General features: G+C 34.4%; 19 protein-coding genes and 1 pseudogene. 3 read left to right on the top strand and 17 right to left on the bottom strand.

Features of this window, described 5'->3' with window-relative positions:
* Nucleotides 1-49: 49 nt before the first annotated feature.
* The 3 genes from EUC40_RS09260 to EUC40_RS09250 form a co-directional block, all read right to left on the bottom strand.
* The gene (locus EUC40_RS09260; protein ID WP_156574579.1) at nucleotides 50-2146 is read right to left on the bottom strand and encodes a vWA domain-containing protein; all 2097 of its coding nucleotides are present in this window, start codon (nucleotides 2144-2146) and stop codon (nucleotides 50-52) included.
* 256 nt (nucleotides 2147-2402) lie between these two features.
* Nucleotides 2403-2741: a VOC family protein gene (locus EUC40_RS09255; protein WP_071711383.1), complete on the bottom strand. Its 339-nt coding sequence runs from the start codon at nucleotides 2739-2741 to the stop codon at nucleotides 2403-2405.
* 71 nt (nucleotides 2742-2812) lie between these two features.
* Complete coding sequence (locus EUC40_RS09250) at nucleotides 2813-3148, bottom strand: hypothetical protein (RefSeq protein ID WP_156574577.1); 336 nt, start codon at nucleotides 3146-3148, stop codon at nucleotides 2813-2815.
* A 136-nt stretch (nucleotides 3149-3284) separates the two neighbouring features.
* On the opposite strand from EUC40_RS09250, the gene EUC40_RS09245 reads away from it, so the two are divergent.
* The gene (locus tag EUC40_RS09245; protein WP_156574575.1) at nucleotides 3285-3683 is read left to right on the top strand and encodes a hypothetical protein; all 399 of its coding nucleotides are present in this window, start codon (nucleotides 3285-3287) and stop codon (nucleotides 3681-3683) included.
* Nucleotides 3684-3723: 40 nt separating this feature from the next.
* Here EUC40_RS09245 and EUC40_RS09240 read toward each other — a convergent pair whose 3' ends face one another.
* The 10 genes and pseudogenes from EUC40_RS09240 to EUC40_RS09195 form a co-directional block, all read right to left on the bottom strand.
* The gene (locus EUC40_RS09240) at nucleotides 3724-4443 is read right to left on the bottom strand and encodes a class I SAM-dependent methyltransferase (RefSeq protein WP_156574572.1); all 720 of its coding nucleotides are present in this window, start codon (nucleotides 4441-4443) and stop codon (nucleotides 3724-3726) included.
* An 84-nt stretch (nucleotides 4444-4527) separates the two neighbouring features.
* Complete coding sequence (locus tag EUC40_RS09235; protein ID WP_156574570.1) at nucleotides 4528-6222, bottom strand: peptide ABC transporter substrate-binding protein; 1695 nt, start codon at nucleotides 6220-6222, stop codon at nucleotides 4528-4530.
* Between the two features lie 398 nt (nucleotides 6223-6620).
* Nucleotides 6621-8336 carry a peptide ABC transporter substrate-binding protein gene (locus EUC40_RS09230; RefSeq protein WP_000823461.1) on the bottom strand — a complete coding sequence of 572 codons (1716 nt, stop codon included), beginning with the start codon at nucleotides 8334-8336 and terminating at the stop codon, nucleotides 6621-6623.
* 303 nt (nucleotides 8337-8639) lie between these two features.
* Nucleotides 8640-10343, bottom strand: coding sequence for a peptide ABC transporter substrate-binding protein (locus EUC40_RS09225; RefSeq protein ID WP_156574568.1), 1704 nt, complete (start codon nucleotides 10341-10343; stop codon nucleotides 8640-8642).
* Nucleotides 10344-10690: 347 nt separating this feature from the next.
* Nucleotides 10691-10831 (bottom strand): annotated as a pseudogene (locus EUC40_RS27180) (C4-dicarboxylate ABC transporter); the annotation flags it as partial.
* 83 nt (nucleotides 10832-10914) lie between these two features.
* On the bottom strand, nucleotides 10915-11952 hold the full coding sequence (locus EUC40_RS09215; protein WP_071711379.1) for an LCP family protein: 1038 nt from the start codon (nucleotides 11950-11952) through the stop codon (nucleotides 10915-10917).
* Nucleotides 11953-11969: 17 nt separating this feature from the next.
* On the bottom strand, nucleotides 11970-12968 hold the full coding sequence (locus EUC40_RS09210; RefSeq protein WP_156574566.1) for an anti-sigma factor: 999 nt from the start codon (nucleotides 12966-12968) through the stop codon (nucleotides 11970-11972).
* Between the two features lie 3 nt (nucleotides 12969-12971).
* The gene (locus tag EUC40_RS09205; protein WP_156574564.1) at nucleotides 12972-13514 is read right to left on the bottom strand and encodes an RNA polymerase sigma factor; all 543 of its coding nucleotides are present in this window, start codon (nucleotides 13512-13514) and stop codon (nucleotides 12972-12974) included.
* Nucleotides 13515-13710: 196 nt separating this feature from the next.
* Nucleotides 13711-14517 (bottom strand): ABC transporter permease subunit, encoded by an 807-nt coding sequence (locus EUC40_RS09200; RefSeq protein WP_156574561.1) that lies wholly within the window; start codon nucleotides 14515-14517, stop codon nucleotides 13711-13713.
* A complete protein-coding gene (locus EUC40_RS09195; RefSeq protein WP_156574559.1) occupies nucleotides 14510-15403 on the bottom strand; it encodes an ABC transporter ATP-binding protein in 894 nt (297 codons plus the stop codon). Before EUC40_RS09195 ends, EUC40_RS09200 begins: the two co-directional genes overlap by 8 nt.
* A gap of 155 nt (nucleotides 15404-15558) precedes the next feature.
* Between EUC40_RS09195 and EUC40_RS09190 the strand changes: the two genes are divergently transcribed.
* The gene (locus EUC40_RS09190) at nucleotides 15559-16161 is read left to right on the top strand and encodes a TetR/AcrR family transcriptional regulator (protein ID WP_187130355.1); all 603 of its coding nucleotides are present in this window, start codon (nucleotides 15559-15561) and stop codon (nucleotides 16159-16161) included.
* A 93-nt stretch (nucleotides 16162-16254) separates the two neighbouring features.
* On the opposite strand, the gene EUC40_RS09185 is transcribed toward EUC40_RS09190, so the two are convergent.
* Nucleotides 16255-17199 carry a helix-turn-helix transcriptional regulator gene (locus tag EUC40_RS09185; protein WP_156574557.1) on the bottom strand — a complete coding sequence of 315 codons (945 nt, stop codon included), beginning with the start codon at nucleotides 17197-17199 and terminating at the stop codon, nucleotides 16255-16257.
* An 82-nt stretch (nucleotides 17200-17281) separates the two neighbouring features.
* On the opposite strand from EUC40_RS09185, the gene EUC40_RS09180 reads away from it, so the two are divergent.
* Entirely contained in the window at nucleotides 17282-17725 is a 444-nt protein-coding gene (locus EUC40_RS09180; protein ID WP_156574555.1) for a VOC family protein, read from the top strand.
* 56 nt (nucleotides 17726-17781) lie between these two features.
* Here the strand turns inward: EUC40_RS09180 and EUC40_RS09175 are convergent, their stop codons facing one another.
* The 3 genes from EUC40_RS09175 to parE form a co-directional block, all read right to left on the bottom strand.
* Nucleotides 17782-18813 carry an oxidoreductase gene (locus EUC40_RS09175; RefSeq protein WP_156574553.1) on the bottom strand — a complete coding sequence of 344 codons (1032 nt, stop codon included), beginning with the start codon at nucleotides 18811-18813 and terminating at the stop codon, nucleotides 17782-17784.
* 270 nt (nucleotides 18814-19083) lie between these two features.
* A complete protein-coding gene (gene parC, locus EUC40_RS09170; protein ID WP_156574551.1) occupies nucleotides 19084-21510 on the bottom strand; it encodes a DNA topoisomerase IV subunit A in 2427 nt (808 codons plus the stop codon).
* A 1-nt stretch (nucleotide 21511) separates the two neighbouring features.
* Nucleotides 21512-23476: a DNA topoisomerase IV subunit B gene (gene parE / locus EUC40_RS09165; protein WP_001062209.1), complete on the bottom strand. Its 1965-nt coding sequence runs from the start codon at nucleotides 23474-23476 to the stop codon at nucleotides 21512-21514.
* Nucleotides 23477-23781 lie beyond the last annotated feature (305 nt).

Genomic DNA, 23781 nt, shown 5'->3' with positions numbered 1-23781 from the left:
TTGTTTGAAAAGAGAAGGGAAAGATAATACGCTCCTCTTTTCCCATCTACTATTCACACTCGTATTTGTAAATCTCCTTACCATATCCTCTATCAATTACTAAAAGTTCATTTGGATATAGTGTCTTATGTTCTATTCCAACCTCATCCTCTGTTATAAACATCCCATCAATAATCATTCCTACTACTTGTGACTCTTTCGCTACAAAGATAGATTTCGATCCTTTCTTTGCTATAAATGTAACGGATTGAACAGTCTTTCTTTCCGCTCTAAATGGAATACCAAAATAATGTTTCCACCATTTATTTTTAAGTAATTCCGGCTCGGATTGATATAACCAATCTTTCGCTACTTCTTGATCCCATTCGTAATACAAAAGTGCTTTCCGGTGAAACCTCGGACGAATAATCCATCCTAACACGATTATTCCTACTATTATCAGTAATAACGTAATAGGAATAACAAGCTTAAAAATAAGCGCATACTTTTCATAAAACGGCGCATTTTGAATATGAAGTGATATTTTTTTCTTTACTTCTTGTAACTTTGAATCCTGTACTATGATGGTAGCTTCTACGGTGCCGGTATCTGTAAAATTGAACGTGTCGGAGTAATGAGGTCGAGGATAAATATAAATTTGATTACCATGTTGTTTTATTTCATAGTTGATTGATTGTTCAGATGTGACACCAGTAGATTTCAATAGTTTCTTTACAGCCTCTTCTGTCATCGGCTTATCATCTAACTGTGGTTGTAATATAAATGGTTTACTATTCTCTAAATTCGTTACTTTTTCTTCATAAGCTTTCGTAACAGTTTGAAGTGATAATTTAGGCTTTTCAGTTGTTTCGATTTTAAATTCTTTCGTCTGTCTGTAAAATCCCTTTATGTTCATATGAACTTTCCCGCGTACTAATCCTTTAGTAAGCTTCGTTTCGTAATAAAACACATGTCTTTTATCGTCCCACTTCATCGCATATTGCTTTCCCTCTATTTCTACTTCTGCCTGGAAGTAAGAAGACTGAACTGGTAACTCAGTAGGTTTCGCTTCAATAACAGCTGTCACACCTTCATACATTTCCTCAACATTTTTTCTATTCTTATCCTCTTTGTCATAAGTAGAAACGTTATAGTTAAGCGCCGGTTCGACTAGTACTTGTAACCCTTCTTTCTCAATGTCCCGATCCACTTCTATCGTATAAGTTCCTGGTTTAATAACTTCCTCATTTTCCGTACTGATATGAACTATATTTCCGAACAATTTCGCTTCGCCTGGTGCATGTATGGAAAAAGAAGATTGTAATTGTAATGGTTTAGAAATTTGTGTGACCTGATAATTAGACAAAGAAGGCGATTGTCGTACAAGCGTCATACGCTTTAACGGAAATGGTGTTGTAATCTCTACTTTCTTCCCTACTACTTTCGTTTTTACAATTGATTCAACAGAGGAAAACGGATCACGATTTGCAACTAATGCTGCCACTTGATTGACGCTTTTTACAATACCATCCTCTCCACTAGATGGCATCGTAACTCCATTTATCTCTTTCTTCCATATTTCCTTAAACGTATTTAGTTGCTCCTTTTCTTGTTTTCCTAAATCCTCTTCCATCGTAATTAAAATTGGATGTAACGATATCTTTTTTACATCCATTTCCTTCTTAAACTGTGCTAACTTCTGTGTAATTTGTTCTTTTCCACCAATCTTATCTTTTTCTAAATCATTAAATGCCCCGTCAGTTAAGACAATAAGCCAAAATTCACGTTTTCCATCTATATCTGCTTCCTTTTTTATAGATTGCATTGCCGTTTCTACTGCGCTAAACGGAGTATTTAAATACGTTTTCCATGCTCCAATTCCCTCAATTTCTGTTTGTCTCTTATCCTTCGTTAACGAAATGTTTAATGGATCATTCGGCTTGCTCATTGGAACGTAAGAAAATGTATCTTTTTCATCTAATAGCGCAACCAAACTTTGCAAAGCGTAATTGGCATATTTCCAGCGATCGTTATTTCTCATGCTGCCCGAATCGTCATATACAAGTGAAACGACCCTTTCCTTTGCCTCCTCTCCTTTTGCAAAAGCTGATAAAGGTAAACATATAAATAGAAACAACATGAACGTGGCACAAATTCGGATTTTCATGATGAGGCTTCGCCACCTTTGTAGACAAATTCCTATGTTTAAATTTATGAGAGGAAACAAGATATATGACTTGTATTTTAGGACAACTAACCTATCATAACTTTATTATGTAAACAGTAATATACACTTAGTAATATTTTTTCTACCATTACTTATCCAATTATATAAGTAAAAAAGCCTGTTTAAGTTCTACACTTAAAGCAGACTTTTCCTACTTTTCATATTGAAAACACATAACAAAAAGTTCGATTTTAAATTAATACATCACTTCAATTGTAAATCCACCAGGTGCTTTAACATAAAACGTGTACGCATGTGCACGTTTAGGAGGTTCGACCAAAAATCCATCCTCCTTCAATCTTTGATTCATCTTATTTACTTGTTCTTCACTTTCTTGAGGAAACCCTACATGAAATGTTTGCGGATAATGTACGTCTTTCCCTTTCATTAACGTTAATATAAACCCATCATTATCACGCATAACCGCAAAGCCATTCCCCCTTGTTCCGCTACAAGTTAAACCAAAATACTTTTCTAAAAACTCTCTCGCAGCTACTACATCTGCAACTGTTAAATTAAGATGTTTAATTCCCAACCTAACACCTTCTTTCTTAATTTTCTAACATTTTATCATACAAATAAAAAACACGCCCTTCACAGCGTGTTTCATTGCTTCACATACACTTCAACAACCGGATTCTCTTTATGATCCGCATGTAAGCGTATATTCTCTTCACTCGTACTATAAATACTAGCTAATAACATAATCGTTAACACATTAGGAGTTTTTGCATCGCTCCCATATTTCCTTTCCAGCGCTTCCTTATATTCAAAATCCAAGTCCCCCTGCACATATGTATACACTTCAAATCCATCTTCTAAATTGCAAACTATCGTATCAATAATATCTGCCCCTACTTGTTTTTTCATTTCATCTCGTAATGCTTCAATAAGTGCTTCCCACGGTACTTCGTATGTCTGAAACTGATCTGTAGATTTCATTGCCTTTTCCTCCTTACTATATCCTTTTCCTATATTCCCCCTTTCACATAACAATTATGATAGATAGGTCATTCGTACAAGCCGCACTTGTCCCCTTTACATATCGTATTACTGTAATGCGGAAGGAGGAAAGAACATGCATAGACAAAAATGTTATGATACATGTCAGCGGTACTTCGGAAAAGTTGTTCGGATTGAAGACCGGGATGGACGTGTTCATTTAGGAAAAATAATTGATGTGACAAGAGACTCTGTATGGATTGAACCAATGCAACAACGCTCATCTTTTGATACAGGATTCGGATACTATAACGCATATGCAAACGGTGGTTGTGACCTTTGCGGTGGTCTTAGCAGATGTGATAGCTGTGGATTTGGTTGTGGTGGCGGATTCAGTAGCTGTGGCTGTGGAGGTCGTGGTTGCGGTAATTGTGGTGGCGGAGACGGCTGGGGCGGCCGTGGTTGTGGCTGGGGCGTTGAACTCGGATTTGGTTTTATCTTCGGAATTACTTTAGCTGCATTATTTTTCATTTAACATAGTAAAGAGTTGGCTAAAGACAACCAACTCTTTTTCTTTACTTTTCACATATAAATATGCGATGACCTAAAACATGTTGGTACATAAGTCTTACATGTTCATGCTGTACCCACGCCTCATATAAATCATTTGGAATATATGATGATACATTCCATTCTGGCTCTTCTGTGTAGCTAGAGATCGTTTCTGCAATTGTTCCACCGCCAGCAATTTTAACTCTTTTAAAATTTGCTTTTTGAAATAATTGTACCCACTCTCTCTCAGTTAATAGTTCTTTCATCCCATATAACTGGGTAATTTTTTCTTCCTCTTTTTTCTCAATATGTGTATCAATAATCATTTCAATAACAACAAGTTTGCCACTCTTCTGCAATACACGATAGCACTCCGAGATAACTCTTTCTTTATCTGTAAAAGCGAGTATCGATTCCCCAAGTACAAACTCAAATGAATCGTTTAGGCAAGGTAATTTTTCTGCATCCCCTTGAATTAATTGTATATTCAATCCTTCAAACATCCATCTATCTTTCGCCTTTTGAATCATAATTTCATTCTTTTCAACCGCTGTTACTTTATAACCAAATCTTTTTGTCATATACGCCGCTGTTTTTCCAGTGCCACAACCTATCTCAAGAACATTCGCTTCATGTCTAAGAGGTAGTTGCTCTAACAATTGTTTCGTTAATGTAAAACCACCAGGATGAGCACTCCCTATTCCGTAATAAGCTAAAAAATCTATATATACGTTTCGTCTCATCGGTTTCTCCCTTTTTTATTTTATATATTCGTGGAAAGAAGAAAAGTGCATAGAAAAAAGGGCGCATCATGTGCGCCCTTCATCTTATTTTTCATCACCGATATATGCCCATTTGTAGCTGTAATCTCCACCAACTGGATGGTGAACAATACCTTTAACTTTTGCTTTTTGAACGATTGCATCACCACGTTGATATAATGGTGCAATTGCTGCGTCTTCAAGTAGCATTTTCTCAGCTTTCAGTAAGCTATCCCAACGTTCTTTTGTTTTTGTTAATAGCTCACCTTTACCTTTTGCTACAATTTCATCATATTTCGGATTTGAGTATCCAGTTTGGTTATGAGGTCCATCTGTAACGAACATATCAATGAATGTCATTGGATCTAAGTAGTCAGGTCCCCAACCAGCATAAGATAAATCATAATCTAGGTCAGACTCTAATTTTAATTTTTGTTTAAACGGCTGGTTTTTCAAATTCACTGTTAAGCCTGGTAAGTTTTTCTCAAGCTCCCCTTTTAGGAACTCCCCTACTTTTTTCGCATTATCGCTATCATAGTTTAATAGCTCAATTGTTACTTGCTCTTTTCCAAGGTCTTTTTTCGCTTTTTCCCAATGCTCTTTTGCCTTTTTCACATCAGTTTTTAAAATATCACCGTTTTCTTTACGGAAGTCTTTTCCGTCCGGACTCTTAGCAAATTCTTTTGGTACTAAGTAATCTGCAGGTGTCGAGCCGTCATTTAAAATAACATTCGTTAAACCTTTTTTATCGTACGCCTTCGCAATCGCTAAACGTAAATCTTTGTTCTTTAACACTGTATCTTGGCCACCACGTTTTTGGTTTAAACGTAAGAAGAATGTTGAAGGTGTTTTTTGTGTATAGAAATCTGGATTCGATTTATACTTATCAACAAATTCAGATACAAGTCCAGAACGATCAATTTGTCCACTTTCATATAAGTTTACACGTGTGCCGCTATCTTTTACTACGTTAAAGTTGATTTCCTCTAACTTAACTGTTTTATTATCCCAGTATTGTGCATTTTTCTTTAATTTCCAACCTTCTTCATGTTTCCAGTCTGTTAATGTAAATGGTCCGTTGTATAGCGTTGTATCTGCTTCTAAACCGAATTTCTCACCTTTTTCTTTTACGAATTTTTCATTTAACGGATAGAATGTTCCGAATGAAGTTAATTCTACAAAGTAAGGAACTGGATTTTCTAATTCAACTTCTAACGTGTAATCATCTACCGCTTTTACACCTAACGTATCAAGCGGTGCTTTTCCTTCATTAATTGCTTTTGCATTCTTTACATCAAACATAATGTATGCATATTCCGCTGCTGTATTTTTATCTACCGCACGTTTCCAAGAAAATACGAAATCTTTCGCTGTTACAGGATCACCATTCGACCATTTCGCATTTTTATTTAATGTAAATGTATACTTTTTGCCATCATCACTCTTTTTATATGATTCAGCAACCCCTGGAGTTGCTTTATTCTCTTTATCAAGTCGATATAAACCTTCCATTACGTTGTTTAAAGCAAGAAACGATACTTGGTCTGTCGCTTTCGAAGAATCCATAGATGGAATCTCTTGGCTTTCTGTTAAATTCAGTACTTGCTTCGCTGCTAATTTTCCACCTTCTTTTTCACCGCTTTTCGGTGTTGTGCTTGCCTTGTCTTTTTCCCCTGATCCAGAGCAAGCTGTTAATGCCATACTCATTACTAAAACTGGTGCTACGACCGCTGTTAATTTTTTCATCTTTTTTCTCTTCATTTTCTTGTACCCTCCCCAATTATATGTACGATATTAACATTTAGAAATTCTCTGCTAACTTTCGTTATCAGAAAATTCTTATTAATTAATATTCTACTATTTTTTCATGTTTTGTAAAGTAGTTTTGTAAAATTTCTAAATTTTTTCACTTTTCAATACTATCAACTTGTTATTTTACTATTATTACTAGACGAATTATCCCCCATCTACTATATGTATACATGGCTACCCTTATTCTTCTCTATTACTAAATTTTATATTTGTTTTATTCATGTATAACCGTTACTGAACACCACTACAGCGATGTTTTGAAATCGCTCTCAAAAAATACTCTATTCTCTTATACATATAAAAGAACATTTCAAAAGCAGCTCAGCCACTTTTGAAATGCTTTCATATTATTTTTTTCCGCCATCCTCAGTTACATATGCCCACTTAAAACTATATTCTGGACTAATGTTATGCTTAACAATTCCTTTTACATTTGGCTTCATTACATACGATCTTCCTGTTTGATATAAAGGAACTAATCCTGCATCTTCTTCAAGGAATAATTTTTCTGCTTTTCCTAACGTTTCCCAACGCTTCTTCGGATCAGACAGTAATTCATTACCTGCTTTCCCTACCATTTCATCGTATTTTGGATTTGAATAACTCATTTGGTTATATGGGCTCTTCGATTCAAACATATCAATAAACGTCATTGGATCCGCATAGTCTGGGCTCCAACCAGCGTAAGAGATTTCATAATCTTGAGCTGACTCTAATTTTAACTTTTGTTTGAACGGCTGAATTTTCGTATTAATCGTTACGCCTTTTAAATTCTTCTCAATTTGATCTTTTACATAGTCTCCGATTTTCTTCGCAACCCCATCATCATAACTTAACAATTCAATTGTAACTTGATCTTTTCCAAGTTCTTTTTTCGCTTCTTCCCATGCTGCTGCGCCTTTTTTCGGATCATATTTCAGGCCATTTTTAAATGTATCTTGGTAATCTTTACCGTCCGGTCCTGATGCAAGCCCTTTTGGAACTAATTGATCCGTTGCTTTTGATCCATTATTTAAAATTACATTCGCCAAGCCTTTTTTATCAACTGATAATGCAATTGCTTCACGAAGCTTTTTGCTCTTTAATGGCGTATCTTGTCCGTTACGTTTTTGATTTAAACGTAAGAAGAATGTGCTTGATTCTGCATACTCACCGTATTCATCTTTATTCGACTTATATTTATCTACGAATTCTCCTGATAGTAATGTAAAATCAATCGATCCTGTATCATATAAATTTACTTTCGTAGCAACTTCTTTTACAACACTGTAATTAATTTCTTCTAGTTTCACAGTCTTTTTATCCCAATATTTATCATTTTTCTTCAATTGCCACCCTTGTTCATGTTTCCATGAAGCCATAACGAATGGCCCATTATACACCGTTGTATCTGCTTCTAAACCGAACTTATCGCCTTTTTCTTTTACAAACTTTTCATTTAGCGGATAATATGATGGGAATGCTAGTAAATTTAAGAAATATGGTACTGGCTTTTCTAATTCTACTTCTAATGTATAATCATCTACCGCTTTTGCCCCTAATTCTGTTACAGGTTTTTCTCCTTTATTAATTGCCTCTGCATTTTTAATATAATAGGCAATAAACGCATATTCTGCAGCTGTATTTTTGTCAAGTAAGCGCTGCCATCCATATACGAAATCCTTCGCTGTTACAGGATCACCATTCGACCATTTCGCGTCTTTACGTAGTTTAAATGTATATTTTTTGCCATCCTCGCTTTTCGTACTAGATTCTGCTGCTGCAGGAATTGGCTTATTATCTTTATCAAGACGATACAATCCTTCCATCGTGTTTCCTAAGATTTGTGCACCTAACGTATCAGTAGATTTAGAAGTGTCCATCGTTGGAATTTCTTGATTTTCTGTACGATTTAATACTTGTTTCGCTGCATACTTAATATCAGATTTTTTTTCTTCCCCACTATTAGATGTAGTATTCGTTTTCTTTCCCTCACCTGACCCAGAGCATGCTGTTAATGCCATACTCATCGCTAAAACCGGTACTACAACTGCCGTTAACTTTTTCATCTTTTTTCTCTTCATTTTTGTATCCTCCCTAATTATACGTACATTACCAAACCTTGAGAGACCCCTAGTTAATATTCGTTTTCAGAAAATTACAACTAATGTTATTCTACTCTTTTTCCCGTATTTGTAAATAGTTTTATTTTAAATATTCTGATTTTTTAACTCATAATTTAGTATGATTTATCCCCCATCTACTATATGTACACACTATAGGCCTTATTCTTCTCTATTTAACTGTACTAAAAATTAATATTTTAAGCACACTAAAAAAAGCATTTCAAAGTAGCATAGCCGCTTTGAAATGCTTTTGAATCACTATTATTTTTCAGTTACATATGCCCATTTAAAGCTGAATTCTGGACTGATATTATGTTTTACTACACCTTTTACATTTGGTTGTAAAACATAAGAATCTCCACGTTGGTATAAAGGTACAATCGCTGCATCTTCTTCAAGTAATGTTTTTTCAGCTTTCCCTAGCTCTTCCCAACGTTTTTTCGCATCATTCATTAATTCAGTTCCAGCCTTCTTCACCATTTCATCATATTTAGGATCAGAGAAGCTCATTTGGTTGTGAGAATGCTTAGACTCAAACATATCTAAGAATGTCATTGGATCTGCATAATCTGGATTCCAACCACCATACGAAATATCATATTGTTGCTCAGATTCTAATTTTAGTTTTTGCTTAAATGGTTGAAGCTTAATGTTAACTGTTACACCTTTTAAGTTTTTCTCAATCTGGTCTTTAATGTATTCTCCAACTTTTTTCGCATTACCAGTATCGTAGTTTAAGAATTCAATTGTAACTTGATCTTTTCCAAGTTCTTTTTTCGCTTCTTCCCAAGCTGCAGCAGCTTTTTTCGCATCTGGTTTCAAACCATTTTTAAATGTTTCTTGGAAGTCTTTACCGTCCGGTCCAGCTGCTAAGCCTTTTGGTACTAAAGAGTTAATTTCTTTTGATCCATCATTTAAAATTACGTTTGCTAAATTCTTTTTATCAATTGATAGCGCAATTGCTTCACGTAATTTTTTGCTCTTTAATGGCGTATCTTGTCCATCACGTTTTTGGTTCATACGAATGAAGTACGTACTCACTTGTGAATATGTTCCGAATTCATCTTTCTTACTTCTGTATTTATCAACGAACTCTCCATTTAATAAAGCAAAGTCAACTTGACCGCTATCATATAGATTGACTAAAGTCGCAGCCTCTTTAACAACACTAAAGTTAACTTCTTCAAGTTTTACAGTCTTTTTATCCCAATATTGATCATTTTTCTTTAATTGCCATCCTTGTTCATGCTTCCAATCTTTAAGAACGAACGGTCCGTTATAGACAGTTGTATCAGACTCTAAACCGAACTTCTCGCCCTTTTCTTTAACGAACTTTTCGTTTAATGGATAGTATGATGGGAATGCTACTAAGTTTAAGAAGTACGGTACTGCTTGCTCTAACTCAACTTCAAGCGTCAGATCATCTACCGCCTTCACGCCTAATTCAGCTACAGGTTTTTCTCCTTTATTAACCACTTCTGCATTTTTAATCGGGAATGCGATAAATGCATACTCAGCAGCAGTTTTTGGATCTAATAGACGTTGCCAAGCGTATACGAAATCTTTCGCAGTTACTGGATCTCCATTTGACCATTTTGCATCTTTGCGTAGTTTGAATGTATATTTTTTACCATCTTCACTTTTCGTGCTAGATTCTGCTGCTGCTGGAATTGGCTTATTATCTTTATCTAGACGATATAACCCTTCCATCGTATTCCCTAGCATTTGTGAAGATACTGTATCAGTTGATTTTGAAGAGTCCATTGTCGGAATCTCTTGTGTTACTGTTCGATTTAATACTTGTTTTGCTGCTAATTTTTCCCCTGACTTACTATCTCCACTAGAGCTAGAATTTGTGCTTGTCTTCTTATCTCCACCTGATGTAGAACATGCTGTTAACGCCATGCTCATTGCTAAAACTGGTGCTACAACTGCTGTTAGTTTTTTCATTTGTTTCTTTTTCATTTTCTGTACCCTCCCTAATTCTAAACGATACCTATTCAAGAATTTTCTGATAATTCTGTTTTTCTTTATATATTTATCAGACGATTCTTATTAATTCTTATTCTACTAATTTTTTAAATTTTGTAAAGTATTATTATTAAAAATTTTTAAAAAATTATTTTTTACAGTAATATTCATAAAAATTCCATATACTATTCACATTCTATTTCCTATTCATGCAAATGTACCATTTTAATAGTGTTTATTATATTTATAACTTAAATCTCTATAAGTTATTGTTAATAAATAATGTATATTTTTAGAAATTTCTTTCCTACAAAAATAAAAAATCCAGCAATGCTGACTTTTTATCCGGCCATTTTCTCTCTTTTCATTTGCTCTACTACTGTTGTATATTTCTCATCGTCGAATTCATTTTCACTTTTCGCAACACCGTTACCAATTAAATTAACGATGGCACGTGCTTCTGACGGCAATTCATCACCACCTGAATTGTTGAGTTTCACCCGTAACACAAATCAGATAGAGTCTTCTTGCCGAAAGAGATAAAAAAGCAGACATTACGTCTGCTTCAATTCTCCTCAATCTGCTTCTCACTTAATCCAAGGTGTGTTCTAAGAGTATTACTCAAACTCTGTAAATCTTTTTTATTAGGGTTATAATAATATACAGGTTGTCCCTTTGGTCCGTTAGGTAAATATAGATCATCACCGGCTAATTGAGTCTTTTCAATCGAACCATTTAAACCATATTTATAAAAAGATAAAATATCATCCATTGCTAAATTTGTTTTAAAATCACCGTCAACTGCCTCAACCATCTTCTCTAGCTTTGTAATTGAACCTACACTTTTTAATTTACTTAAAATCGCTTCAATAACAAGTTGTTGGCGCTGACCTCTCATTGCATCACTATCAATATGGCGCGTTCTTGCTAGTGCGAGTGCTTCTTCCCCTGTTAATTTTTGTAGTCCTTTTTTCAAATGAATCGCGTCAGGTTCATCTTTACTATTTTGTTCTGTAAATTCAACTGGGACATCTACTTCAATACCATCTAACCCATCAACAATTTTAATAAATGAGCTGAAATTAAACTTCACAAAATAATCAACTGGAACTTGCAATAGTTTTTCTACTGCTTCAACAGATGCTTGCGGCCCCCCATCTTTACCATTTTTAATAAACCCTCTTCCATATGCATGCGTTATTTTATCCTTTTTCTTTTCAATTGGAACATATGTATATGTATCACGTGGTATGCTTGTTAATTTCACAGTCTTATCGTCTTTATTAAAAGTAGCCAACAATAACGCATCTGTATGAAATGCACCATTATACTCCTTTTGTCGTTCTTGATTTTCATCAATTCCCATAATTAAAAGTGAAACATTATTGGTAATCGGCTTTACAGTTTCCTCACGTAAATTTGATTTTTCACCACGTGCTAAATTAACATTTGATTTTTGTACTAGATTAGAAGTTTTCATATATACGTAAGCACCATATCCAACTCCGCCAAATAGTAATACTACTAACAATACACTTATTATCGTTGTCTTTTTATATTTTCGTTTATTTTTCTTTTCTCTTGAAGAAGAGTGATTCTCCATATAGTTTCCTCCGTTTTCTATTCATCTAATATATTTTTCAATTTCTCATAATTAGCGCTTTCCTTTTGAAATGCATTCTCTTTCAATCCTTTATCTATTTGTATCCATTCGGTCGTAATCGAATATTGAATCATACCTTCGTGGAAACTAAGAAACTTCAACATAATCCCTGTATTTTTCTCTACAACCATTTCAAATTTCCCTCTTAAATCTTCAGATGTACTTGCAGGCATTTCTATGTTTATTGTCCCTTCTATTTTGTAGCAATCAAGTCCAAGATACTTCGTTTCTTTATAATTCCAATCTTTATATCGGATTAATAAATCAGCAAATTCTGATTGAATACTAGACTTCGCGAATCCCACATATTCATCATCATATCTTTTTTTCTCACCTGATTTTCTCAATAACCTTTCCGTAGGATTTAATTTTAATAGTTCATTGTTTCTTTCTTTCGGGATCCATTTTGTCTCTTTATATGTATACTTCTCGTCATCAAATTCTTTTTTCTTGCCCTCGTTATATATAAGCGTTCGTTTTTTCGATAGTTTATCTTCTTTAGAAGAGATACCTCTTTGCTTTTCTGTATTAATTGCATATTTATATGTTGTAGCAATTCTTGAAGAGCTAGAATACTCCTCAAATTGTCCTGAAATATTATTAAAATGATCAATTGAATCAAGCATCTTTTGATGAATCTTTTCTTTATCTGGATAATTTACGTTCGACTTTATTTCCTCTTCGTTTTCGTAATCAGAAAATGCCGTTTTCTTTACATATTCAAATACTCCACCGTTTTGCGCAAAGCTTTGTATAGAAAACTCAGACATAGATACAATTGAAAGCACTAGAACAGCAACACTTATAACCATCGTATACACTCTGTAATCTTTCTTTTTTACCGGCAGATTATGTAGTGTACCATTAATCTTGTCATTTAATTCTGGCGGCACTATAACATTCTCTTCTTTTATTCTCTTTTTTAATTTCTCATCAAATAATTTTTCATTATCCATCCTTTACACCCCCTCTTCCATCTTTAATCGTTTTTGCAGTTGTTCCCTCGCACGTGACAATCTCGATTTCACTGTTCCTTTTGGTACTTCTAAAAGCTTCGCAATACTATCTTGATTCATATCTTCATAGTAATAAAGAACCGTAACAGCTCTTAGCTCTTCATGTAACGATTGAATCGCATTACACAAATCTATATCTTCATACTGATCACACGCACTCATATTGTAATCATTCTCTTCTGTCACAATTACATTTTTATACGCTCTAATAATATTGTTACATTCATTCATTAAAATTCGAATTAACCAAGTTTGAAAAAACTCTTCTTTTTTTAATTTTTTTATATTTTCATAGGCTTTTAAAATTGTTGTCTGTATCGCATCCTCTATATTTGTCTCATCTCGTAACATAGCCTTTGCAATACGATACATCTTCACTTTTTCTGTATGTATAAGCGCTATAAACGCTTCATGATCACCTTTTTTCGCTAAAGAAACATCCGTTTCTTCTTTTACAATCATTTTATATAAAGGGATTACTTTCACAATTGCTCCTCCTGTTTCATCCTCACTTCAAATTTAACTTTACATGTATTAGACGGATGAGCCTATGAAAAGGTTCAATTTTTCGAATATTTTTGTAAACAAAAAGGTAAATATCCTTTTTAGAATGCTACACAAGAAACATATCAGTTGAAATTTACAAATGAAAAAAGCCCACTTTCTCAGTGGACTTTCTACTTTACAACGGTAAATCCCTCTTCCTAAACACTACAATCGCTATGATGAAAATACAAAGTGCTCCAGCAGTTAACCCTATACTTACCGGCCATATATTATACGTTCCTTCAGCAATTTCTTTCGGACGAAATAGCGTAAATAATGATATATTTCTCATCCACTCTAACTTATCGCTTAATTTCCCTACCATATCTAATGCGAAAAATAAAATAGTTAAACTTGCTGAATAGCTAAGTGCCTTTCTTTCGTCATTACATATACAAGAAAAGAAAAATGAATAAGCACTAACGACTAAAAATATTAACCCTCCAACTACGTTTATCTTCAAAAATAATTCTTTATTTAAGTTATTATCTTTTAAAAACCATTCTGCACCTAATATACCCGCTACATAAGTGACGATTACAATGATTAGTAACCCCAATATGAGAACAGTAGCTTGCGTGATTGCAATTTTCACTCTAGATACAGGTGTTGCTAGCAAGTATGCCATTGCGCCTTTATCTACATGACGAGCAATTAAATGCGTTGCAACTGTTACGCAAAAAATTGTTAAAATAATAATAAATAGTAGACTATAATATTCGCCAGCTAAAAAATCCATTACGTTTTGAATTGGACTTTCCATACCAACAATTTTTTTCACACTATCAGGCATAGCACTTATTAATTCATTTAACCCTTTCGCTGATACCATTGAAGGGAAGATCCAAATTAACAACCATAAATATAGGGCTGCACCAGTTGCATAACTCAAAATGCTTTTTTGCGTTTCTTTCAAACTAGCTAAAAACAATTGCTTATTCATGCTTTACCCCTTCTTTCTTATCGTAATAATGCATAAATAAATGTTCTAAATCCATTGCTCTCGTTTGAAGTGCCGTTACATTATAGTTTGAAAGTGTTTGTAAAACAGTTTGATAGTTTCCTTGTACAATAATCGATGCTTCTCTACCTTTCACCGCTTCAAATTGCAAATTACATTGCGCCAGAGATTCAATCTCTTCTTGCGATGATACGGTTACATCTATTACCTGTCGTCTCATACTTTGTAAATCATGAATATTTTCAACCGTTACAAGGCGACCATCTTTAATAATCGCTACTCGATCACACGTACGCTCAATTTCAGTGAAAATATGTGAAGACATAAGAATTGTTTTTCCTCTTTGCTTTTCCTCTACTATTAAATCTATAAATACTTGCTGCATAAGTGGGTCAAGTCCTGATGTTGGTTCATCTAAAATTAACACTTCCGGATCATGCATAAAAGCAGCAACAATCCCTACTTTTTGCTTCATTCCTTTAGACATTTTTCGAATCGGTGTTTTCACATCGAATTGCAGACGTTCTATTAGTTCATCTCGTCTTTTCGTACCCTTTAACCCACGCATTCCTTGCATTAAATTTAGAAACTCTAATCCATTCATTCCTTCAATAAAAGAAATTTCTCCTGGTAAATAACCGACTTCTCTTTGAATTTTCGCAGCATCATTCCAACAATCTAATCCGAAAATTGAAGACTTTCCGTCTGTCGGTTTTATAAATCCCATTAAATTACGAATTGTCGTGGATTTCCCGGCACCATTCGGTCCTAAGTAACCGAACACTTCCCCTTCTTTTACATCAAAGGTTATATGAAACAAACCTTTTCCATTTGAAAACTGTTTTGTGACATTTTGAACTGAAATCATAATTCCACCTCATTTTTTGAAATATTTAATGTATGATATTTCAAAATTATTGTACTCCTCATCTTTCATATTCGCAACAACTTTTTGAAATATTTATATGTCCATATTTCAAAAATATTGTTTTCCATTATTTTTTCTTGTATATTTTAATTGAGGTGATTGCATTGAACGGCTTTGAAAAGGTGAAAGAAAAGAAAAAACGCGCAATTAAAGAGGCCGCTTTCTTATTATTTTCAGAACGTGGATTTAATGAAGTGAAAATAGAACATATCGCAAAAGAAGCAAACGTTTCTCAAGTTACCATTTATAATCATTTCGGAAGTAAAGATGCATTATTTAGAGAACTTATACAAGAATTTATCATATCTGAATTTCAATATTATAAAGAGCTTGCTGAAGAAGAATTACCTTTCCATGATATGATGCAAAAAATGATTGTACGAAAAATGAATACTGGCGGATTATTTCAGCCTGATATGTTACTACAAATGATGCAAAGGGACGAGATTCTCCGAGAGTTTATTTATAAGTATCAAAATGAAAAAATTCTGCCATGGTATTTAGAAATATTAGAACAAGCACAACAAAAAAATGAAATTAACCCTCACCTTACTAAAGAAATGATGTTACTGTACATTCAAATGTTTACTAAATTAGGTGATGATTTTGGGGCACAGCTTCTTGAAGGAGATCGTGAAAAACATATACAAGATATCGTTACGATGTTCTTTTATGGACTGTCCGTCCCAGAAAAATAATTTTTTCTAAAAAACAAATAAAATCACAAAAAAGCCCTTTGGACATTTAAATCTCAAGGGCTTTTTCATGTCAAAAAATGACTAAAACTAACTTTATCTTAAAGAAGTTAAATGCTGCTTTATAGATAATACCTTATTATAGATTAACTCTTTTAGCATAACAGGCTGAATGGAGAGAATCGTTTCACCGAAATTCAGAAAATAACTTGAAATAAACTCAACTTCTTGTTTGTTAAAATAGCCTGTTATACTATAATTCTCATTTTCTTTTTGCATCTTCATGGAAGGATAATTCTCTTTATCAAAAATGTCTTTTCCTTTTTGATTAACAATGACAATAAAATCAGTTGCATCAGGCTTTCTATGAAAATTAGTAAGATAACTTAACAACTCTTCAAGATTTTTGGGATTCGTATTGCTTGTTTCCTCAATAAAAAGAATTTTATCACATCTAATTATTTGAACATGATTTGTCTCAAAGTTAAAGATTTTAGCATACCACTGGCCAAATTTAGATTCAATTCGAATAAATTGGGCGACCAATACTTTCTCCACATCTTTTTTTAAATATGTTAAATTATAAACTCGCTCAGCAAAAATCCCCTGTAAAATTTCTTTTAAGAACGGACTAAAATTACTATGATTTGTTACTTCAAAAGAAAGCGTTCGTTCCATAATTGAAATATTTTTACTCACATTATCAGGTAATACATGTTTAAATTTATTTTCAAGCGCAATACTTTCTATATTAAATGGTTTTGTCTTGTATCCATTTAATGTAAGAATCGAAAAGTATAACGCATACATTTCATCCACACTAAAATAAATTGGCGATAACACACTATTTTCTATAATTTTATAACTTCCATTTCTACCTAATTCAGAATATATTGGTACACCTATTTCTTCCAATGATTGAATATCTCGTAAAGCTGTACTTTTAGAAATATCATATCTAACCATTAAATCTTTTAAATTAAAATGCCTTTTATTATTTAAGAAAATAAGCATATCATTAATTCGTTCCGTTTTTTTCATATTTCCCTCCCTAAAGGTATCATGTATTGAAACCTTTTTAGTCTATATTATAATTATTAACTAATAAAGGAGTTATATATTTATGACATTAGAAATAGCTATTTTTCTTTCCATGAATGGGCATGCAAAGGAGGCAATTAATTTTTATACACGCAATTTAGAAGCTAAGCAGTTAATGAGTGTTACGTATGAAGAACTAGCCAAAAGCGATCGTTCTTTTAAAATTACAAGTGAAAATAAAGATCATATTGCTCACTCTGTTTTACAAATTGGGAATACAAAGCTAATGATAGCAGAAGATACAATGAATCCTAAGGAACGTTATAACGTTGGAAATAATATGTCACTTTGCATTCAAAGCGCTAATTTAGAAGAAATACAAAGATTTTATAATAATTTAATTTCCGATAAGAACGTGAAGATACTCTCTCCGCTAGAAAAAAATATATTTAGTGAAGCATATGGGATTATTGAAGATCCTTACGGCATACAAATCCAGTTAATGTATGACAAACGACTAAACTAAATAATTTGCCATATTCACATATTCCTAATAAAAAAGACACGAAATTCGTGTCTTTTTTATTTTATAGGAATGACTCTACCCGTTTCACTACTTTCAATTGCTAATTGAATAAGTCGAATAACTTCTAAGCCTTCTTGCGCTGTTACAGGTGGTTTCTCACCATTTACAATACTATCTCTTACACCTTTATAATACATGTCATAACAGCCAACTTCTGTCGGAATACGCTCTAGCTTTTCTTCAGCATCTAAAGTAGCAAAATTCTCTTCAGCGTCTACTCCATAACTGTTATCGCCTGGCTTCATTCCATTTTTTAATTGTTCCTCCTGTGAATCCATACCGTATTTCACGATAGAACCTTTATCTCCATGCAGTGTAAAGTGTGGACCTGCTTGCTTTACGTAACTGCTACTATGTAAAGTGACACGTTTCACACCGTAGTGAAGTATAACATGGAAGTAGTCATCAATTTCTGCACCTGGTCGTTGTTTGATCACATCTGCACTTATCGCATCTGGTTTCCCAAATAATGATAATGCTTGGTCAATTAAATGCGACCCTAAATCATATAGTATACCTGATCCTGGTAAATTCTTTTCTCTCCAGCGATCGCGTACATTAGGACGGAAACGATCAAAATGAGCTTCATATGCGTATACATTTCCTAGTCTATTGTCTTCTAACAATTTCTTTATCGTTAAGAAATCATTATCAAAACGACGATTATGATATACGCTCAATACGACATTATGCTGCTTTGCTAATGCGATAAGTTCTTCCCCTTCTTCAATTGAAACAACAAATGGTTTCTCTACAACAACATGCTTACCGTTTAATATTGCTTCTTTTACATATGGAAAATGAGTTGTATTCGGTGAAGTAATGACCACTAAGTCAATATCAGCCCGCTTCACCAATTCATCAATTGTACTAACGACGTTAGCATTCGGTAATGTTTCTTTTACTATCTCTTCTTTTGAAGATAATACGGCACGAATATCGTATTCTTCTATCGTTTGTAATAATGGGATGTGAAATGTTGTACTAGAAAATCCAAACCCTACAATCCCTACACCTATTTTTTTCATGTTGCCCCTCCATTTATCCCGCTTTAACGGGCAGTAAGATTCCTAACTCAAAATTCATCGAAAGCAAAGAAGTTAGGCGAGGAATCAACTGTTCGTAAAAGCCCGATTGGTTCAACTAATAATCAGCGGGGATAAAGAAAATCCCCACTGATTAAAGTTTCACTTTATGAGAACGATTTCATTCGGTTATTATAACAAGATTATTATTATTTACATAATAATTTGCCTAGAAAAAAGCATCTTGCCATTATTCATGGCAAGATGCTTTTTTTATTCCGGTCGTTTTTTCGTCCACGTTTCAATAACTTCACCAGTATCATTAACATCTAGTACTAAACTACCGTTACTATACCGGTCCTTATTTCGATACGCTTTCGGATCAATTTCTTCTACGATATGTTTCTCTGTCTTCATGTAAACTAGTTCATCATCTCTAACGATTTCAATACCGACAATACGGTATGGATTACGTTTTAACTCTTTGAAAATAACAAGACCTCGCTTCGCCCTCGTTGATTTCTCAATTTCTGATGCTTTTAGACGTTTTATAGCACCGCGCTGCGTTACGAGAATAAGTTGATCTTTGTCACCATTTAATGGTTTACCAGAAGCGACATAGTCATCTTCTTTTAAATTAATTGCTTTCACACCAGCGGCTCTTACACCGACTGGACTTACTTCATCTTCATGGAAAATAAGTGCATATGCACCGTGTGTAGCAAGAACGATATCACTCGTTCCATCTGTCGCAAATATATCGACAACTTCATCATCTTTTTTCAAGTTTACAGCAACGAACGCTCTTGAGTAACGCTGTACTTTATATTGGTTTAATTCTGTCTTCTTAATCATACCATTCTTTGTTACAAATACGATAAATCGCTTTTCTTCCTCAAAATTCGGTACGACAGTTGCCCAAATAATGGTTTCATCTCGGTCGAGTGAAACGATATTAGCAACGTGCTGACCTAAATCTTTCCAACGAATATCTGGCATTTCGTATACTGGCAGATATATATAGTTTCCTTTATTCGTGAATAAGAGGACTGTCTCTGTCGTATTCGTATCAAATCGTTCAAGTAAGATGTCACCCTCTTTCATACCGAAGTCTTTGCCATTTGAGGCATTATGTGAACGCCATCCAGTACGTTTCACATACCCTTCTTTCGTTACAGTAACGATGACATCTTCTTGTGGGATCATCACTTCTACATCTATTTTAATTTCCTCGATTTGGTCTTCAATAATAGCACGTCGATCATCACTATATGTTTTCTTAACTCTCTTTAAATCTGTTTTAATTACTTGAAGTAATCTTTTTTCACTTTGTAAAATCGACTGTAGTTCTATAATTTTCTTATTAAGCTCATCCGCTTCTTGTTGTAGTGCTGTAATATCTGTATTCGTTAAACGATATAATTGCAAGGATACAATCGCTTCCGCTTGCGCTTCTGTAAAACCAAATTTCGCACTTAAATTATCTTTCGCATTACGCTTATCTTTAGAAGCACGGATTGTTTCGATTACTTGGTCTAAAATCGATAATGCTTTCTTTAAACCCTCTACAATATGTTGACGGTTTTCTGCTTTTCTTAATTCATATTGCGAACGTCTCGTAATAACCTCTTTTTGATGTCCAATATAAGCATCCAAAATTTTCGGTAATGTCATAAGTGTTGGACGACGATTATTGATCGCTACCATATTAAAGTTATATGGAATTTGTAAATCTGTATTTTTATATAAATAATTTAAAATACCTTCGGCGTTTGCTTCTTTCTTTAATTCAACAACGATTCGTAAACCAGTACGATCTGTCTCATCACGTACTTCAGCAATACCGTCTAATTTTTTATCTAGACGTAGTTCATCCATTTTCTTAACAAGGTTCGCTTTATTCACTTCGTAAGGAATTTCAGTGATTACGATTTGCTGTTTACCACCACCGCGCATCATTTCAACTTCTGCTTTTCCACGAATAATAATTTTACCTTTTCCTGTTTCATACGCCTTTTTAATCCCATCAATCCCTTGAATAATACCGCCAGTTGGGAAATCTGGCCCTTTCATAACTGTTAATAAATCATCAACAGTACTATTTGGTTTATCAATACGCATCATTGTAGCATCAATAACTTCTCCAAGATGATGCGGAGGAATTTCGGTTGCATAACCAGCGGAAATCCCTGTAGATCCGTTCACTAATAAGTTCGGGAACGCTGCTGGTAATACAACTGGTTCTTCACTCGTATCATCAAAGTTTGACACGAATTCCACTGTTTCTTTATCAAGATCACGTAATAACTCAGATGCAATTGGTGATAAGCGGGCTTCTGTATAACGCATTGCCGCTGCTGGATCGCCATCAACACTACCATTATTACCATGCATTTCAACTAAAACATTACGTACTTTCCAAGTTTGGCTTAAACGCACCATCGCCTCATATACAGAGGAATCACCATGCGGATGATAATTACCGATAACGTTTCCGACTGTTTTGGCTGATTTACGAAACGCTTTATCATGTACATTACCTTCTACATACATGGAATATAAAATACGTCTTTGTACTGGCTTTAAGCCATCACGCGCATCTGGAAGTGCACGATCTTGAATAATATATTTACTATAACGTGCAAAGCGGTCACCTAACACGTCTTCAAGCGGGAGGTCATGAAACTTCTCTGCTTGCATGTTATTCCACCTCCGTCTCCATAATCATTTCATTTTCTAAAATATTTCCTTCTTCTTGCATACCGAACTGTACGTTGCGTTCAATCCATTTACGACGAGGTTCTACTTTATCACCCATTAACGTTGTAACACGGCGTTCTGCTCTTGCTGCATCATCGATTTTCACACGAATTAAAGTACGCGTTTCAGGATTCATTGTCGTTTCCCATAATTGATCCGCATTCATTTCACCAAGTCCTTTGTAGCGCTGTAACATATAGCCTTTTCCAACCTTTTTCGTTACACCATCTAATTCCTCATCTGACCATGCATATTCAATTACTTCACTCTTCCCTTTACCTTTACTCACTTTGTATAAAGGTGGAAGTGCGATAAATACTTTGCCAGCTTCGATAAGTGGTTTCATATATCTGTAGAAGAACGTTAGTAACAATACTTGAATGTGAGCTCCATCTGTATCGGCATCAGTCATAATTACCACTTTATCGTAGTTAATATCTTCCACATCGAACTCATTTCCTACGCCGCCACCAATCGCATAAATGATTGTATTAATCTCTTCATTTTTAAAGATATCAGCAAGCTTTGCTTTTTCTGTATTAATTACTTTACCACGTAACGGTAATACCGCTTGGAAACGACGATCTCGTCCTTGCTTTGCAGAACCACCGGCAGAGTCACCCTCTACTAAATATAATTCATTTTTTTGCGGATTACGTGATTGTGCAGGTGTTAATTTACCACTTAATGTACCTTCTGATTTTTTCTTCTTCTTACCACTACGTGCTTCTTCTCTCGCTTTACGAGCAGCCTCACGCGCTTGTGCTGCTTTCACTGCTTTTCTCACAAGAAGCGTAGCTACATCCGGATTTTCTTCTAAAAAGTATGCCAAATGCTCAGATACAATAGCATCAATTGAAGAACGTGCTTCACTTGTACCTAATTTTCCTTTTGTCTGCCCTTCAAACTGTAGTACCTCTTCTGGTACACGTACAGAAACGATAGCTGCTACACCTTCACGGATATCTGTACCTTCTAAATTTTTATCTTTTTCTTTTAATAGTGAAACTTTACGAGCATACTCATTAAACACACGTGTCATCGCTGTTTTAAACCCAGCTTCGTGTGTTCCACCATCTTTTGTACGTACGTTATTTACAAACGAAAGAATGTTTTCTGAGTAGCCATCGTTAAATTGAAATGCTAGTTCTGCTTCAATCCCGTTTTGTTCACCAGTGAAGTATACAACCGGATGAATGGAATCTTTTTCTTCGTTTAAATATGAAACGAAAGCTTCAATTCCTGTTTCATAGTGAAATACATCTTCTAAATCATTTCGTTCGTCTTTTATTGAAATCTTCATTCCTTTTAATAAGAATGCTGATTCGCGTAATCTTTCACATAATGTTTCATAATTGTAATTTGTTGTACTGAAAATCGTTGTATCTGGTTTAAAGTGCATCGTTGTACCAGATTCTTTCGTTTTCCCAATTTTCTCTAACGTCGTTGCAGGGATACCACCATTTTCAAAGCGTTGTTCATAAACGTTTCCATCACGCTTAATCGTTACAACTAGCCATTCTGATAATGCGTTTACAACTGATGCCCCAACACCGTGTAAACCACCACTCGTTTTATAGCCGCCTTGACCAAACTTACCACCAGCATGAAGTACAGTTAAAATAACTTCAGGTGTAGGTTTCCCAAGTTTATGCATTCCCGTAGGCATTCCTCGCCCTTTATCAATAACGCTAATACTATTATCTTTATGTATTACGACAGAAATTTCGTCGCCAAATCCCGCTAACGCTTCGTCAACGGAGTTATCTACTATTTCATATACTAAATGATGCAATCCACGGCTATCCGTACTCCCGATATACATACCCGGGCGTTTTCGAACGGCTTCAAGTCCTTCTAACACTTGAATTGCATCTTCATTGTATTGGAACTGATGCTTCGCCAAACTCCTTGCCCCTTTCCTAATCAAATCAGAACATATGTTTCTATTATAGAATAACGCCTCGACTATAGTTTTGGCAAGTTATCTTATCTCTTTTATATACCATTTTCAATAGAAAAATCCTTGTTTTTTCACAAGGATTCCTCTAGGCTACTATTTCAGAAAAATAATCGTTTGTCAACGAGAAATGGATATGTATTCCATGATTACACATTCCAAACCTTTATCATGATCCAAATGATCAATATCCAAAATGGGATAACAAGTAACAATCCCCAAAAACAGCCTTTAAAAAATCTCATGATGAA

Source organism: Bacillus luti, from assembly GCF_009739945.1.
Classification (GTDB): Bacteria; Bacillota; Bacilli; order Bacillales; family Bacillaceae_G; genus Bacillus_A; species Bacillus_A luti.
Note: the sequence above shows the minus strand (reverse complement) of the source record. Positions and strands in the feature narration are given on the sequence as shown.